Below are 14,885 nucleotides of genomic sequence, written 5' to 3'. Positions count from 1 at the left end.
ATGCGTCAGGTCATGGCCGGAGCATCCCGCGGTGAGACGGACGCGGCCACTGCGCTCGACGAACCCGGCGCGCACGCTTCGGCCTGTCTGGACTTCTACGCCAAGCTGGCGTCCGGTGTCAGTGTGGTCACCGCTCAGGGCCGCAGTGGCCCGGTGGGGTCGACCGTCTCCGCGGTGACCTCGCTCTCCGCCGCCCCGCCCCTGCTGCTCGTTTGTCTGGGAGCCGGTTCGCGGACCCTCGCGGTGATCGAGGGGCAGGGGCGGTTCGCCGTCAACCTGCTGCACCAGTCGCAGCAGGAGCGCGCGAAACTCTTCGCGAACCCCCAGGTCGGCTCCGCTGAGCGGTTCGCCCGTCAGGCCCATCGCCATGTGCTCGCGGTGCCGGTGCTGGAGGACGCGCTCGCCTGGTCGGTGTGCCTGTCCGAGGACATCCGCCGGTACGGCGACCACTGCCTGGTGGTCGGCCGGATCGAGGCGGTGCGCAGGGGCAGCGGCCAGCCGCTGCTCTGGCACGACCGGGGGTTCCACACCCTGTCCGAACCGCGCCGGGCCACCCCCGCCGACCGTGCTGCACCCGAAACCCAACCGTCCTTGGAGGCACCATGAGGCATCCCCCGGCCGGGGAGCCTTGCTGGGCACCGGCCGACCGTGATCCGGCCGGCCCTCCCGCCGCCCTCGCACCGCCGCACCGGGTGCTCGGTGTTGTCACCGCGGACGTGACCGTGGTCGGCGCGGGACTGGCCGGGCTCGCCACCGCCTACTACCTGGCCGAGCGCAGTCCTTCCCTCGACATCCTGGTCGTGGACGCCGAACGCCCGGCCGCCGGCGCGAGCGGACGAGGCACCGGACTGCTCGGACCCCGCGTCGGGCCGGCCATCGACAAGGCCGTCCGCCGCTACGGTCCCTCCACCGCCCGCCGGATGTACCTGGCCAGCGTCGACGCCGTGGACCGGGTTGTCGAGCTGTGTGCACGCCTGGGTACGCCGTGTGGACTGCGTACCGGCGAGCAGTTGGTGGCCAGTCGTGCGGCCGCGGGGCTGGTGGCGCTCTCGCGGCAGGCGGAGTCCTACCGGTCGCTGGGACTGGATGTACCGGTCCTCTCGGCGGCGGGGATACACGACCGCCTGGACGTGCCCTTTCACGCTGGGCTGTTGTACCGCTCCGCCACCCTCGACCCGGCCGCGCTCAGCGGTGCCCTGGCACGTGCCTGCGCCGCCAAAGGCGTTCGCTTCTTGGGGAACAGCCCGCTGCTGGCGATCCGTTCCGGTGCGGCGGCGGGCGGGGGCGACGGCGCCACTCTGGTCTTCCCGGGTGGCACGGTGCGGACCGGCAAAGCGGTGTTGGCCGTCAACGCGGCGGCCGGCTCTCTCGGCCTGCCGGTCGGCACGGTGCTGCCGCTGCGGGTGCACGCGATCGCCACCGCGCCGCTGGCCGCGGAGGCGCGGGAGGCTCTGGGCGGGCGCACCGACTGCGCGCTGATCGATGCCCATCCCTTGGCGCCGTACTTCCGGCTCTCGCACGACGGGAGGCTGGTGATGGGCGGCGGAAGGGCCGTTCTGGCGACGGCTCCGGACCGGGCCGGTTCGGCCGGTGCCTGGGGCTGGCTGGAGGAGCGGCTGCGTCTGTTGCACCCGAGCGTGTCGAAGGCGGAGGTCTCTCATCGCTGGTCGGGAACCATCGGGATGACCGTCGACGGCCTGCCGGTCGTCGGTCCCCTCCTGGGAAGTCCGGACGTGTGGTACATCGGCGGCTGCTGCGGGCACGGGCTGGCGATGTCGGTGGCGCACGGGGCGCACACGGCCGCGATGCTGGACGGCGGCGACGCAGCGCACCAGCTCCCGTGGCACCGGTCCCAGGCACCCCGGATCCCCGTGCGCGGCCCGGCCAGGGCACTGCTGCGGGCCCATCTCCGCATGCTGGAGCGCGGCGCACGACGTGCGGCGTGAGGCACCCGCGGCTCGTCGCCTTCTGTCGGCGGACAGGAGCCGCGGGCGCCGCGCGGCCGCACTGGGCGCGAACCGGGCGGGAAGCGGTCCGGGGGGCTCGGGCCGGCGGTGTCGCCGGGCCTACGCCCCCCGCAGCACCGCGTCCCCCCGGGAGCCGAACAGCGTGGATGACCGGTGACTGGCAGACCAGGTGCACGACATCACACGCTTGCTCGGATCAGCTGGGCCCGAATCGGGCGGCTTGCCAGGTCACAGTAGGGCCGGGTCCTGACGCAGGATCCCGTAGAACGTGTCCCTCAACTCGCGTCCGGGATCAAGTCCCAGGCTGTGCGAGAGGCGCTCACACATCTGGGTGTAGGTGTCGAGCGCGTCCGCCTGCCGACCGGACCGATAGAGGGCAGTGATGAGCTGCTCGCAGAAGCGCTCATGAAACGGATACATGGCATGCATCTGTTCGAGCTCGGGGATGACGGAACGGTGCTGGTTCAGTTTCAGGCGGGCAGCAAACAGCCGCTCGCAGGCAGCGATCCGGGTCTGCTGAAGCCGGGTGTAGGCCATGCGGCAGATCACACCCTGCCCCGCATCGACGAGTGCGGGTCCGCGCCAGAGGCCGACCGCCTCGGTGAGCAGTCCTGCGGCGCGATCCGGTTCTCGTTCCTCCACGATCTCGGCGTGGTGCACGAGTTCCTCGAAGCGAGCGGCGTCGACCTCGAGTTCGGGAGCGGTCAGCGCGTATCCGGAGGGCGATGTCTCGACGACTTCGCGCAGCGAACGCTTGCCCGTGCGGGCGGCGAGTACCCGGCGGAGCCGAGCGATGTGACCGTGCAGGGAGTTCTCGGCGTTCCTGGGTGGCTGCTCACCCCACAGTTCATCGATCAGCTCGTTCCTGGAAACCGGCCGCCCCGGGGAAAGGGCGAGGACAGCGACAATGGCCCGGAGTTTCTCTCCAGGAATTTTGACGCTGACACCTTCATCAAGAACCTGGAGGGGGCCGAGAATACCTAATTCCATTTAAGCTTCACCTTTACGAGAACCTAACGGCAGATCAGTCAATCTGCCCGTCCAGCAAAATGGCGTGTTCACGGGAACGCACAACAGGGGAACAGGTGAGAATTCACGAAGAGGTCGCCGGCCAAGAGGCCGTCGACCAAGAGGCCGTCGACCAAGAGGCCGTCGGTGGCGGCCAGGGGGTGCCCCGGATCGTCCGGCCCAGTATCCGGGGCCGGTTCCTTTCCGGACGATGAGCGGCCGGTTCCGCTTTGGGTACAGATCCCGGGCCCCCGCTGCGTCCCTCGACAGGGCGCAAGAATGCGCGCATGAAGTTCCCCCCGGTTAACCCCAGTCGTTAGGCATGGAGCGCCTTGCAGGCCATCCTTACCCACGTTTCTTGTCGCCGACTTGCTTTCACGCCACTTCGCTCACGACCGCACTTCGTGACGGACGGTCAGCGCACTGCTGCCGCTATTCCATGCCCACCCGGCAACGCCCTGGCCACGAGGACTACTAAGGTCGCCCGCGCCGGCGCCGAGGTGGCACATGCGCGCAAGGACTCCCCCACTCCACCGCGTTGGTCCGAGGGCGATAAACACCGAAGAGCCCTGAGAAGAGCTACCGATACCCCAAGCGAGGATTTCACGCGGCTCTGATCGTCACGTCCCCGGCGAGGAGCCGGCTGGGGCGGAGACCGAACATCGCGTGGAAGGCGCTGCTGAAGTGGGAGGGGCTGGCAAAGCCCGCCTCCACCGCCGCCGTGCTCAGATCCGGCCATGTCTCCAGGAGGGTGGCCACCCGCAACATGCGCGTCCACAGGCGGTAGCGGCGGAACGTCGTCCCCGTCTGGGCCCGGAAGAGCCGGAGGAACGTCGACACGGACAGGCCGACCTCCGCCGCCAGTTTCTGCGCCGAGAGCTGCTGCCCGGCGTCCTCCGACAGCCGTCGGGTAGCCTGCCGGATCCGTGCGTCCCTGGTCTCCGCGGCGTCGTCGTGGCCGGCGAGATCCAGCCAGTGCCGGGCAGCCGGTACGGAAGTACCCCCGTCCATCACCCCGGCCAGCCGGGAGAGTTCGAGCTCGTGCCGGTGCCCCAGCGCCAGCTCGGCGTCCCCGCTCATCATCCGACGGCACGCCGTCTCCCGCGCCGAAACGGGGTCCAGGTAGCAGAAGGCCATCCGGTCCCCGTGAGCGACGATGCGGTGCCGCACCCGCGCCGCAATCAGTGCCGTACGGGTGACATGGCAGGGGCCGTTCTCCAGCCAGACGGTGAACTCCGCGTCGACTCCCACCGCCAGACAGCTCACCGAGCCGGAGTGGACGTCCAACACCAGGGACGGGCCGACATACAGCGCCTGACCGGGCCACAACCACAGCACAGCCTGATCACGGCATGTTTCTGAAAGCGACGCCGGTTGCATACAGACATGCTAGGGGCTGTCCCTCCCCCACCCCTTGGAAGAACTGACATGTGGCTTGACCGCGTTGCGACCACCCTGCTTCTTCTCGTCGGGGCGGTGAATCTCCTTCCCGGCTTCGTCGCGGTCGCGCCATCCCGGATCACGACGGCATACGGGGTGTCAGTCGACGGCGCCGACTCCGCCGACCTGACGGTGCTCCTGCGCCATAGGGCCGTCCTGCTGGCGCTTGTTGGACTGTCCCTGATCTGCGCCGCCTTCGTTCCGTCGCTGCGCGTCCCCGCCGTCACGGCCGGGGTGATCAGTATGGGAGCGTTCCTGCTCCTTGCGTATTCCACACCGGGTCTCAACAGCGCGACGATGCGCGTGGCACGGATCGACGTGGCGGCGATCGTGTTGCTGGCCGTCGCCGCCGTCCTCATGTGGCGGAGGAACGCCTGAGCAACCGTGCACAGGTTCGCCGGGTGTTGGGCGAGGCTCTCGGGCCGGAGGTCGGTCGGGTAGCGGCGCTCGCGCACCCCGTCGCCGACGGCGTCTCCGAACCGAGAGCCACACGGTCGCACGGTCGCACGGTCGCACGGTCGCACGGTCGCACGGTCGCACGGTCGCACGGTCGCACGCGAGGGTGGCCGACTCCGCCTCCACGGTGGCGTACAACTGCGACAACAGGACCTCCTGGTACAGGGAATGGCGTAGACACCCTCCGAGCTACCAAGAGGTCCTGCTCTCATTCCCGATACCGGCTGCGTTCCTCGAGCGAGACTTCCCGTTCGAGGAACGCAGCTCAAGATCGGAAAGACCTCACCGGGGGCCCGACCTCCCAGCTCATCTGACGGTTCGAGGCGTTGCCATCGCTGTCGGCCGCGGCGAACGTGACCTCGAACTTGCCCTGCTGGGTGGGGATGCCGGTGACCACACCGGTGGCTGGGTTCAGAGTCAGACCCGGAGGCAGGCCGGTGGCGGTGAAAGTGACGCGCTGACGCTGCGGGTCGGGTGCCCGCAGCCGCACCATGATCTCCGCACCGACCGCGCTGCGCTGGTAGTTGACCCACTTCAACGACGGGGCCTGCGGTGCTGGGGGCACCGGGTCGCTGCCGTCAACCCCGACCGCGAGCCATGCCGCGGCCACGGTCTTGACTTCGGTGCTGTCCGCGCCGTACAAATCGGCCGCGGCGCGCAGGCTCGCCGCACGGGCACCGGAGAAGTTGGAGTTGGGCACCAGGTAGCGGGTCAGCGCGCGGTACCAGATTCTCCCGGCTTTGTCGTTGCCGATACCTGTGACCGCCGGCGCTCCACCGCAGGTCGGGCTGTCCCCCCACTGCGACTTCCCGCTACCCACGGCCAACTGGTAGAAGAACTTGTTGCTGATCCCACCGATCTGGTGATTGGGTTCCTCTCCCCCTCCGACACCCGGCGTCCAACACCCCTTGGACACACCGTCCTTGGTGGGATCATCCATGTACCGCAAGGGTCTGCCGCTCACGCCCTCACCGATGGTGTAGTCCGGCCGGTCCTTGCCGTTGTCCGCCGAGAACTCCACCAGGGTGCCGAAGATGTCGCTTGTGGACTCGTTCAGGCCCCCGGCCTCGCCGTTCAGATCCAGGCCTGCGGTCATGCCGGTGATCCCGTGGGTCATCTCGTGCGCCACCACGTCGGTGGTGTTCCATGCGGCATTGCCACCTGCCGCCGGGCCCAGGGCCATGCAACCGCACTCCGGGTCGTACTGGGCGAAGAATTCACCGGGCGGGCCCACGTCGGTGAACAACCGGGGCCCCACCCCGTCGTCGTGAATGCCGTGCCTCCCATGCTGTTTCAGGAAGTAGTCCCAGGTCCGTGCGGCCGCGAAGTAGGCGTCCACGTCGGTGGTCTGCCGGTCGTCCTTGCTTCCGTTGCCCCAGACGTTGTCGGCGTCCGAGGACGGACTGCCCTGGCCCCAGCCTTGGTAGTAGTCGTTGGCCACGTTGCGCACCTGGAGACCGCCGCGCTCGGGATCCACCAGCACGAAGTCACCGTTGGCGTTCCGGCTCGCGCTGATCTGCACGTCACCGTTGTGGTAGCCGTGCCCGAGACCGGTGGGCGGTGTGCCCGCCTGGGCCACCCCGGTCATGCCCAGGGCAGCCACAGCTGCCGCCAACGCGATTGCGTTCCATGTTTTCTTCACGGGGGGTAGGAGCGCCGGAAACGAGATGAGGTTGCTCGTTCCGGTGAAACTCGCGGAGCGGGCCATACCCGTTCACGAGCCACCGGGCGCTGCGCTTCTCGACCACCACCCGCCCGTGCCTGACCGTTGTCGTCCCCTGCCTGACCGCGAACAGCGAGGGCACGTACGGGGTGGGCAGACGCCTCATCGGCGAGGACCTCGGCCGGTTCACCACAGCGCACGAAGCCGTGACACCTGCCGCGCGTCAACTGCCCTCCGGCCTCGGCCCGATCGCGCTCGGCGGATGACCCCGCCTTGCACCAGAGCCCTGTCGCCGTGCCGACCACTCGTAGTTGAGCTGGGCACATACAACCAGCGGTGAGACGCTGCTGCCGCACTCGTCTCACGCTCGTGGTCGCTGGGGCTCAGACCGATGCGGGTGTCTCTGTTTCGGTGCCGGTGACATCGACTCCGGAACTCAGCCTCGGTCCGCCCCGAAGCCGCGAGCAGCGGAAGACAACCTGGCAGCCCGGCCCCGTGGCCGCCGGAAACCCGGGACGGCCAACAGCCCGAAGCCAAGGACCGCCGCGATGAGATGGCCGACTGTGGTGAAGTCCGGCAGCGGTCCGGTCCACTCGGCACCGCCGATGGGCCAGCCGAGCACAAAGACCGCCCAGGGAAGGCGGCCCCAGCGAGGCAGGGCGAGTATGCCGATCGCCAGCACGGTCTGGGCGCCGTAACTGACCCCGAAGTCCAAGGCCTGCCGCACGGCCGCTGGATACCAGCCGTGCTGCAGCGCGACGGTGGTGACGACAGCGGTGAGCAGGGTGGCCGCGACATGCCCGCCGAGGAACACGGCTACGGCGCGCGCCTTTCCCCACCGGTGCTCTGCCCAGGCCAGGAAGCAGCAGACACCGAGGCCCAAGGTGATCAAGGTACCCACGAATTCGAGGGAGGTGACATCCGTGAGCGGACCGTCGAAGAACAGCACGCTCCCGAGAAGCGCGGTCATCGGGTGGTCTTGGAGGTTGTCCAGGTTGGTGCTGAGGTAGTCCAACAGGGTGGCCGCCCGATCGGCGGACATCCCGTGGCCGATCCAGGCGTGGCTGACCAGGAGCAGGCAGACATAGGCGAGGGTCAGCGGTGCACGGCGCGGGTACTCCCGGGCGGCGCGGAGCAATCCGCCCAGGCGGCCCGACGGGGTTTGAGAGTTCATGCCGTCAGATTGTCCAGGTCTATCCGAGGTGGTGATCGGCGGGGTACCGGCAGCCATCGCGGCCGGGGCCGGGTCACGGGCCCACGCCCAGTCTGGGAGGTGGCGCGGCACGCTCACGACTGGGCACGAGAAAGCCCTTGAGTTCTACCAGGCCACGTTCCGTGTCGCCAGAGCCTCGGGCGCCTGCGCGAGGCAGAAAAACCAGAACAAACCGCGCACGGCGCCCAGGAGTACGGGAGCAAAGGGTTGCCGTCCCTCATCCAGCAGCAGAAATCCTGGGTGTCGCGCAGTAGATCCAGTCAACATCGTTACCCCTGCGTGCACCCGTGCGGCACTGCACCAGAGTGAGCGCCGGCCGTCAGCGGTGAGCTGACCCGCGCTGCCACCGCGCGGGGTCGCGTCTCTCCGCAGCTCAGAACCTGCTCAATCGCTGCTCACTTGGGTCCGCGACGCCCCGGCCGTGGCCGCGGCGGTGTTTGACTTCACGGGTGTCGAACGAGAGGGGCGGACCCCACCATGGCTGACCAGCCTTCCGTGAGCGTCGGCGGTGTGACCTACCGGGTGACACCGGAGTACCTGGCCAACGCCTCCAGTAACACCTCGTCCACGGCTGCCGAGATCTCCGGGCAGTTGAGCGAGCTGAAGACGTACGTGACCAGCCTGGAGGCAAGCTGGCAGGGCATCGCCCACAACCAGTTCCAGACGTTGATGGCCGAGTACGACATCTACGCGCGGATGCTGCACGACGCCCTGGAGGGGATCTCCAAGGGGCTGCAGGGCAACTACGTCAACTACAAGGACTCCGAGCAGCAGAACGTGAACAACCTGATCGCGCTCGGCGATGACGTGCCCAAGCCCCCGACAGGTACCAACTTCTCCTGACAGCCGCGTGTTCCGCCGCCCATCCCGGCGCAACCACTAGGAGCGAATCATGGCCGATGTCGACGGCACCCCGATCTACGTGGGCGAAGGGCTCGCCGCGGCCGGCGGCTGGCTCAACGCCAGGGCCGCCGAGGTCTCCGGCGAACTCCAGGGCCTCAAGGTCCAGCTGACCCCACTGGTGGACGCCTGGCGGGAGAGCCGGGCCGCCACCTACTACCAGGACATGCAGAACGAGTGGGACATGGCGGCCAACGGCCTGTTCGGACCCGACGGAGTGCTCGGCCGCATCGCCCAGGCCATGCACGTGAACTGGAACAACTACAGCGACGCCGAGTGGTCGAACATTTCCACCTGGCGGCACTGACTCCCCCTGCGGCGTGCGGGTCCCGCCACGCCCCGCGGCCTTGAAGCTCGACACCACCGAAGGAATCGTCCGTGCCCGATGAACGCTGCCGGGTCACCGTGGTCGGTGACCGCAGGCGCGTCGACCTCGCGCTCCCGGCGCAGGCCCCGATCGCCGAGTACGCCCCTCGGCTCGCCGCCCTGTGCGGCCAGCCCGAATCCGAGGCGATGCCTCCCGTTTGGTCGCTGGCCGAGTCAGGGGGCTCCCTCCTTGCCCCCGGCGACTCACTGGCCGGCGCGGGCATCGTGGACGGTGCCACGCTCTACCTGCGCGACCACCGGGATGGCGAGTGGGGCGAGTTGACCGTCACCGACCTGGACGAACAGGTGACGACGGCCCGTGAGCACGGCGGTCTGTGGAGCGCCCGCCGCCGCGCCCAGGCGGCGCTGGGGGCAGGTCTGCTGGTGACCGTCGTCGCCGCGGGATGGCTCGGGGCACACCGGTCGGCCGGTCCGGCCGTGCTGCTCTTCGCGCTCGCCGCGCTGGCCTCGGCGCTGCTCGCCTGGTACGCGACCCGTAAGAACTGGCCGCTGCCGGGCGGGGTCCGCCAGCTCCTGGCGCTGACGGCCTGCCCACTGATGGCCTGCGCCGGACTGGGCGCACCGCTGCACGGGCCGGTCGCCACCCCGGTGCTGGTCGCGATCACCGCCGTGCTCGGCGCGCTCGCAGGGCTGGTGGCGCTGCCGGCGCCGTCCACCGTGGTCCTCCAACTGGTCACCGCCGTGGCCGCGTTGTGCGTGGTGCCGCTGACCGCGTTGCACGCGGGCCTCACCGGCTCGGCCGCCGTGGTGGCCCTGGCGCTGTACCTGGTGGCCGGCCTGCTGCCCCGGGTGAGCAGCCAGATCGCGGTACTCGTCCCCATCGGACCGGACACCGGCATGCCGGCCCTGGACAGTGCGGACGTGGCCACCGTGGTGCGCCGCGGGAACGCGCTGCTCACCCTGCTCAGCGTGCTGACCGCGACGGTGCTCACCGCCGCGCTGCTGGTCCTGAGCGCCTCCCGTGGTACCAGCGCGCTCGCCCTGGCCGCCGTGGTCAGCGTCGGGCTGCTGCTCCAGGCAGGCTCGGTGCGGGTACTGGCCGCCGTGATGCCACAACTGGCCGCCGGAGTGATCGGGTTACTGGCGCTGGCGATCCGGCTGCCCGAGTTTCTCTTCGACTCCCGCACCGCCGGGCCGCTCGCCGCCTTCGCCGCCGGGCTGGTGCTGGTCGGCTGCGGTCTGTTCCTCGCCTTCGGTGCCGCGCTGCGCCCCGTCGAGCAGGAGCGTCCCACGTGGCCGTCGGCGGTGGCCACCTTCCTCGCGGTGGTCGCTCTGCCGCTGGCCGTCGGTGTCTTCGGCCTCTTCGGCTGGCTGGCCAACCTGGGGAGCAGTCTGTGACCGGCCGCCACGTGCGGGCCCGGGCAACGGCCGGGGGCCCACGGTGAAGGCGGCCGCGCAGCGGGTGGCGCCCGGCAGTTGGGGCGCGCACCGCACCATCGGAGCGGCAGTGCGGGGAGCCCGGCCGGGCGCCGTGATCACCGTCCAGGCCGGCACCTACACCGAGAGCGTCGTACTCAACAAGGACGTCAGCCTGGTCGCCAAGGGCGAGGTGCGGCTGGTCGCCGCGCGGGGCCCGGCCCTGACCGTGCAAGCCGGCCGTGCCGAACTGAGCGGCTTCGTCCTGTCCGCCACCGCGCCCCGCGAGGCGGCCGTGCTGCTGCGTGGCGGCGAACCGGTGCTGCGGGACTGCGAGATCATCGGCGGCCGCGTTGAGGTCGCCGGAACGGCGGCACCGCTTATGACCGGCTGCTCGGTACGGCAGGCCGAGGGTGCGGCCCTGTGGCTCTCGGGCACCAGCCGCACGACGCTGGAGGGCCTGACCGTCGGCGGCTGCGCCGGGGACGGCCTGGTGGCCGGCGACGAGGCGCGTGCCGAACTGACCGACGCGCTGCTGGACGGAGCGACCGGGCGCGGCGTCGTTCTGACCGCCGGCGCCCACGCGACCCTGACCCGCTGCGAGATACGCGGCAGCGGCGCCGCCGCCGTCTTCGCGGAGGGGCACGCGGGCGCCACGCTGCGCGAGTGCCGGCTGCACGAGACGGGCGGCCAGGGCGTCTGGCTGCGCGGCATGGCGGGCACGGACGGCAGCCCGGTGCGGGAGAGCGACCCGCACCCCCAGAACAGGGGCTCGGCCCTTCCCCGTGAGGTCGAGCCCCGCACGATCCGCGGTACCCAGGGCGTGCGGCTGCGCGGTTGCGAGATCTTCCGCACCGCCGGGGCCGGAGTGCTGGCGGACGGCGGCAGCGCCGTCCTGCTGGACGCGTGCCATGTGCACCACACCTCCGGCGCCGCGGTGCTGGTCACCGCCGAGGCCGCCGCGGAGCTGACGGCGGTGCGGGCGCTCGACTGCGAGGACACCGCGCTCGTGGTCAGTGGCTCGGGCACGGTCGTGGCACACGACTCCACCTTCGCCCGCGCCGCGGCCAACGGGCTGTACGCGGTCGACGGGGCCGCTGTGTCGCTTACCGGCTGCACCGTGAGCGACACCGCCTACAGCGCCCTGCACCTGGGCGGCGGAGCTCGCGCCCGGGTGCGCGGCTGCACCGTCGCCGACAGCCCCGAGTACGGGATGCGCGTGACCGAGCGTGCCGAACTGCTCGCGGACGACTGCGAGGTGAGCGGCGCCGGGCTGGCCGGGGTGTGCGTGGAGGACGGCGACGCCGCGCTGCGCGGCTGCCGGATCAGTGGCACCCGGGAAGGGGTGCGGCTGCGCACCTCGCACCGTCCGCTGCTGGCCGACTGCGAGATCACCGGCACCGCGGAGACCGGGGTGCGGATCGGCCGGGACACCGGAGCCCAGCTGGAGAACGTGACCGTCACCGGCAGCGGCACCGCCGGTCTCCTGCTGGAGGAGGGCAGCACGGCGGTGGTGGAGGGCGGCGCGGTCCGCGAACCAGCCGGCAGCGGCATCGTCGTCCGTGCCGGAGCCCGGCCCCGGATCCGCGGCACGACGGTCGCATCGGCCGCCAAGAACGGACTGTTCGTCGAGGAGGGCGGCGAAGGCCGCTACGAGGACTGCCACTTCACCGGAAGCCGCTTCCCCGCCGTCTACGCCGGAGCCCGCTCCCGCGTCCTGCTGCGCCGCTGCACCGTGGACGGGACCGAACAGGACCTGCTGCGGGACGAGGAGGCGGAGGTGACGGCCGAGGACTGCCGGGTGGAGGGCGTGTCCGAGCCGGTACTGCCCACGCTGGCGCCCGCGGAAGCGCGGGAGGGGCGTACCGCCGTGCCCGCCGTCGCGCACGCCGCGGGTCCGGCCGGCGGGGCGGACGGCGGCGGTGCCCACGACCAGGAGGCGTCCGGTGACGCCGAGCAGGCCGAGGACAAACTCGCCGGCCTGCACGTCGAGTTGGACCGGCTCGTCGGTCTCGACGGGGTCAAGCGGGACGTGCTGAACCTCACGAAGCTGATGCAGATGGTCAAAATCCGGCAGGACGCGGGGCTCTCACCGCCGCCGCTCAGCCGCCACCTGGTCTTCGCCGGCAACCCCGGTACCGGCAAGACGACGGTCGCCCGGCTCTACGGCGGCTTCCTGGCCGCCCTCGGACTGCTCAGCCGCGGCCACCTGGTGGAGGCTGACCGGGGCGACCTGGTCGGCGAGTACGTCGGACACACCGCGCCCAGGACCACCGCAGTTTTCCGGCGGGCGCTCGGCGGGGTGCTCTTCATCGACGAGGCGTACTCGCTGGTGCCGCAGGGACACCTGACGGACTTCGGCGCGGAGGCCGTCTCGACGCTGGTGAAGCTGATGGAGGACCACCGTGACGAAGTGGTCGTCATCGTGGCGGGCTACCCGGGTGAGATGAACCGGCTGCTGGAGTCCAACGCGGGCCTGGCCTCCCGCTTCACCCGCACCCTCCGCTTCCAGGACTACTCCTCCGCGGAACTGGTGCGCATCGTGCGGCACCAGGCCGACAGCCACGAGTACACCGTCGCGCCCGAGACCACCGAGGCGCTGCACGGCTACTTCGAGACCCTGCCGCGCGGCGAGCGATTCGGCAACGGGCGCAGTGCCCGGCAGGTCTTCCAGCTGATGACCGAACGGCACGCCCAGCGCGTGGCCGAGCTGGGCCTGAGCATCGCAGACCTGGCCTCGGCGGACCCGGACCTGCTCACCTCGCTGCTGCCGGCAGACCTCCCGCCCGGCGAGGCTCCGTGACCGCCGACGGCGCGGAACGGGACGACCGTGCCGACCGCGCGCCGGGATTGGACTTCGGATCTGGTGAAAGGCAGGTGCCCCACCGATGGCGGAACAACTGACTCCCGATGAGTGGCGCGCCCACCTCGCGGCGCTGAACGACGCGATCGGCTCGGTCAAACGCGAGGCCGCGTCCATCACCGCGACCATGGCGTCGATCGACGCCAAGATGAACGAGATCGGCACCCACTGGGCCACCCCGTCCTACAGCACCTTCGACGAGATCAAGACCTGGTTCCACACGGCGCAGCACGACCTGGAGTACCTGCTGGAGGACATCATCCACCGGATGACCACCAGCTACTGGAACTACCACAAGGCGGAGGCCGCCAACTTCGGCAACCTCGACGACGGGCAGCAGAATGCCTGAGGCGAGGTGTGCGGCGGCCGGTTCAGCGCGCGGCGGGCGGGTCCGGGAAGCGGCACTCCCGGTCGGTGTGCGCGTAGACCTGCCCGGAGTGGTTGATCAGCGCGATGTACTCGCCCAGCTTCTCCAGCGCCGAGCCCACCTGGAGCAACGCCCGCTCCTGCGCCGGGTTCATGTCGGCGGCGAACTGCGCGCCGGCCTCGGCGAACGGGTTGTCCTCGCCCTCCTGCCAGGACTGGCCCTGCGTGGCCGGGTTGAAGACGTACTTCCCCTGCTCCTTCGCGCCCTGGCCGAAGACGCTGTCCTTGGTCGCCATGACCTTGGAGCGGACCTCCTCGTACTTGGCCACCGCGGCGCGGGTCTCGGTGAGGACCGACTTCTCCGTGGTGCGCATGGCGCCCAGGTCGATCTTCAGGTCCCCGGACGGGTCCGTGTCGCCCTGCTCCTCGCTGCCGCTGTCGGACGGGATCTTCTTCGGATCGTCGTTGAAGGAGGGCGGCTCACCCCAGGCGACCTTGTCGGTCGGCACCAGACCGCTGAGGTCCTTGCCGTGGTCCGCTCCCGGCTCGCTCTGGTCGTCACCCCCCTCCGCGGCGGGGAGCGGTGTCGTGTCGTGCTGCGAGTTGATCGGGTCGGTCACGGTGTCTCCCTCGGCATTCTCGCGCCGGCCTCGCGGTCCGTCGGCCGGGCGGTGCGGTGTTGGGGGCGGCGGCCCCACGGAACCTCCGCCAGGTTTATCACTTATGTAAGGAATTGTCAGCGCGACTGCGAGATCCCGCGCTCGCGACAACACCCCCCGCTCTCGCGGGACTTCCGAGGAAGGTGAGTCATGGCTGACAGCGGCCAAGCCGACTACGACGTCTCCGTCATCGACGTCTCCCCGAGGGGCATGAACACCACCGCCGCCCAGGTGAAAAACCTCGCACAGGACGTCTCCGACAGCCTCGGCCTCATCAGCACCACACTCGGCGGACTGCGGATCGCATGGCAGGGCAAGGCCGCCTCGGAGGCCGACGAGGTGGCCCGGGAGTGGCTGCGGGTGATCACCGAACTGTTCGGCACCAAGGAAGACCCGAGCAAGGGCGTCCTGCCCACCCTCGCCAACGGGGTCGGCATGGCCTCCGGCAACTTCAGCAAGGCCGAGGACGGCATCGTCAGGCTGTTCACGGACTTCCGCAACGCCCTGACCTCCGGCGGCGGCGAAGGCGATCCGCCCAAGGACACCCCGCCCGAGGAAGTCACCGACACCAACAAGACGGCGGTCACCATGACCTTCCCCGGCTGAC

The 14,885-nt window shown here is 70.3% G+C and carries 14 protein-coding genes and 1 pseudogene; 10 read left to right on the top strand and 5 right to left on the bottom strand.

The window, feature by feature from the left end; translation table 11 throughout:
• Both OG293_RS35885 and OG293_RS35880 read left to right on the top strand, forming a co-directional pair.
• Positions 1–606 carry a flavin reductase family protein gene (locus OG293_RS35885; RefSeq protein WP_406002924.1) on the top strand — a complete coding sequence of 202 codons (606 nt, stop codon included), beginning with the start codon at positions 1–3 and terminating at the stop codon, positions 604–606.
• Positions 603–1,946 carry an NAD(P)/FAD-dependent oxidoreductase gene (locus OG293_RS35880; RefSeq protein ID WP_406002923.1) on the top strand — a complete coding sequence of 448 codons (1,344 nt, stop codon included), beginning with the start codon at positions 603–605 and terminating at the stop codon, positions 1,944–1,946. The genes OG293_RS35885 and OG293_RS35880 overlap by 4 nt, the downstream gene beginning before the upstream one ends.
• A 249-nt stretch (positions 1,947–2,195) precedes the next feature.
• Here OG293_RS35880 and OG293_RS35875 read toward each other — a convergent pair whose 3' ends face one another.
• Both OG293_RS35875 and OG293_RS35870 read right to left on the bottom strand, forming a co-directional pair.
• A complete protein-coding gene (locus OG293_RS35875) occupies positions 2,196–2,957 on the bottom strand; it encodes a BTAD domain-containing putative transcriptional regulator (RefSeq protein WP_406002922.1) in 762 nt (253 codons plus the stop codon).
• A gap of 621 nt (positions 2,958–3,578) precedes the next feature.
• Positions 3,579–4,313, bottom strand: a complete 735-nt coding sequence (locus OG293_RS35870) for a helix-turn-helix domain-containing protein (protein ID WP_406002921.1) — start codon at positions 4,311–4,313, stop codon at positions 3,579–3,581.
• A 90-nt stretch (positions 4,314–4,403) separates the two neighbouring features.
• Here OG293_RS35870 and OG293_RS35865 point away from each other — a divergent pair, with 90 nt between their 5' ends.
• Positions 4,404–4,793: a hypothetical protein gene (locus OG293_RS35865; protein WP_406002920.1), complete on the top strand. Its 390-nt coding sequence runs from the start codon at positions 4,404–4,406 to the stop codon at positions 4,791–4,793.
• 343 nt (positions 4,794–5,136) lie between these two features.
• On the opposite strand, the gene OG293_RS35860 is transcribed toward OG293_RS35865, so the two are convergent.
• A complete protein-coding gene (locus tag OG293_RS35860; protein WP_406002919.1) occupies positions 5,137–6,486 on the bottom strand; it encodes a M4 family metallopeptidase in 1,350 nt (449 codons plus the stop codon).
• A gap of 104 nt (positions 6,487–6,590) precedes the next feature.
• Here OG293_RS35860 and OG293_RS35855 point away from each other — a divergent pair.
• Positions 6,591–6,800, top strand: a pseudogene (locus OG293_RS35855) (DUF6193 family natural product biosynthesis protein); the annotation flags it as partial.
• 170 nt (positions 6,801–6,970) lie between these two features.
• Here the strand turns inward: OG293_RS35855 and OG293_RS35850 are convergent.
• Positions 6,971–7,708 carry a rhomboid-like protein gene (locus tag OG293_RS35850; RefSeq protein ID WP_406002918.1) on the bottom strand — a complete coding sequence of 246 codons (738 nt, stop codon included), beginning with the start codon at positions 7,706–7,708 and terminating at the stop codon, positions 6,971–6,973.
• Positions 7,709–8,224: 516 nt separating this feature from the next.
• On the opposite strand from OG293_RS35850, the gene OG293_RS35845 reads away from it, so the two are divergent.
• From OG293_RS35845 to OG293_RS35825, 5 genes are all read left to right on the top strand, one after another.
• Positions 8,225–8,590 (top strand): WXG100 family type VII secretion target, encoded by a 366-nt coding sequence (locus OG293_RS35845; RefSeq protein WP_406002917.1) that lies wholly within the window; start codon positions 8,225–8,227, stop codon positions 8,588–8,590.
• 49 nt (positions 8,591–8,639) lie between these two features.
• On the top strand, positions 8,640–8,954 hold the full coding sequence (locus tag OG293_RS35840; protein ID WP_406002916.1) for a WXG100 family type VII secretion target: 315 nt from the start codon (positions 8,640–8,642) through the stop codon (positions 8,952–8,954).
• Positions 8,955–9,025: 71 nt separating this feature from the next.
• The gene (locus tag OG293_RS35835; protein WP_406002915.1) at positions 9,026–10,372 is read left to right on the top strand and encodes an EsaB/YukD family protein; all 1,347 of its coding nucleotides are present in this window, start codon (positions 9,026–9,028) and stop codon (positions 10,370–10,372) included.
• Positions 10,373–10,415: 43 nt separating this feature from the next.
• Positions 10,416–13,193, top strand: coding sequence for a right-handed parallel beta-helix repeat-containing protein (locus OG293_RS35830; RefSeq protein WP_406002914.1), 2,778 nt, complete (start codon positions 10,416–10,418; stop codon positions 13,191–13,193).
• Between the two features lie 85 nt (positions 13,194–13,278).
• Positions 13,279–13,602 (top strand): hypothetical protein, encoded by a 324-nt coding sequence (locus OG293_RS35825; protein ID WP_406002913.1) that lies wholly within the window; start codon positions 13,279–13,281, stop codon positions 13,600–13,602.
• A gap of 22 nt (positions 13,603–13,624) precedes the next feature.
• On the opposite strand, the gene OG293_RS35820 is transcribed toward OG293_RS35825, so the two are convergent.
• Positions 13,625–14,239 carry a hypothetical protein gene (locus OG293_RS35820; RefSeq protein ID WP_406002912.1) on the bottom strand — a complete coding sequence of 205 codons (615 nt, stop codon included), beginning with the start codon at positions 14,237–14,239 and terminating at the stop codon, positions 13,625–13,627.
• Between the two features lie 189 nt (positions 14,240–14,428).
• On the opposite strand from OG293_RS35820, the gene OG293_RS35815 reads away from it, so the two are divergent.
• On the top strand, positions 14,429–14,884 hold the full coding sequence (locus tag OG293_RS35815; RefSeq protein ID WP_406002911.1) for a WXG100 family type VII secretion target: 456 nt from the start codon (positions 14,429–14,431) through the stop codon (positions 14,882–14,884).
• Position 14,885 lies beyond the last annotated feature (1 nt).

Origin of the sequence: Streptomyces sp. NBC_00829, from assembly GCF_045161795.1 — a bacterium.
Lineage (GTDB): Bacteria > Actinomycetota > Actinomycetes > Streptomycetales > Streptomycetaceae > Streptomyces.
Note: the sequence above shows the minus strand (reverse complement) of the source record. Positions and strands in the feature narration are given on the sequence as shown.

Coding starts and splice junctions, on each gene's coding strand:
- OG293_RS35885 (WP_406002924.1), top strand. CDS start 1: ATGCGTCAGGTCATGGCCGGAGCATCCCGCGGTGAGACGGACGCGGCC.
- OG293_RS35880 (WP_406002923.1), top strand. CDS start 603: ATGAGGCATCCCCCGGCCGGGGAGCCTTGCTGGGCACCGGCCGACCGT.
- OG293_RS35875 (WP_406002922.1), bottom strand. CDS start 2,957: ATGGAATTAGGTATTCTCGGCCCCCTCCAGGTTCTTGATGAAGGTGTC.
- OG293_RS35865 (WP_406002920.1), top strand. CDS start 4,404: ATGTGGCTTGACCGCGTTGCGACCACCCTGCTTCTTCTCGTCGGGGCG.
- OG293_RS35850 (WP_406002918.1), bottom strand. CDS start 7,708: ATGAACTCTCAAACCCCGTCGGGCCGCCTGGGCGGATTGCTCCGCGCC.
- OG293_RS35845 (WP_406002917.1), top strand. CDS start 8,225: ATGGCTGACCAGCCTTCCGTGAGCGTCGGCGGTGTGACCTACCGGGTG.
- OG293_RS35840 (WP_406002916.1), top strand. CDS start 8,640: ATGGCCGATGTCGACGGCACCCCGATCTACGTGGGCGAAGGGCTCGCC.
- OG293_RS35825 (WP_406002913.1), top strand. CDS start 13,279: ATGGCGGAACAACTGACTCCCGATGAGTGGCGCGCCCACCTCGCGGCG.
- OG293_RS35815 (WP_406002911.1), top strand. CDS start 14,429: ATGGCTGACAGCGGCCAAGCCGACTACGACGTCTCCGTCATCGACGTC.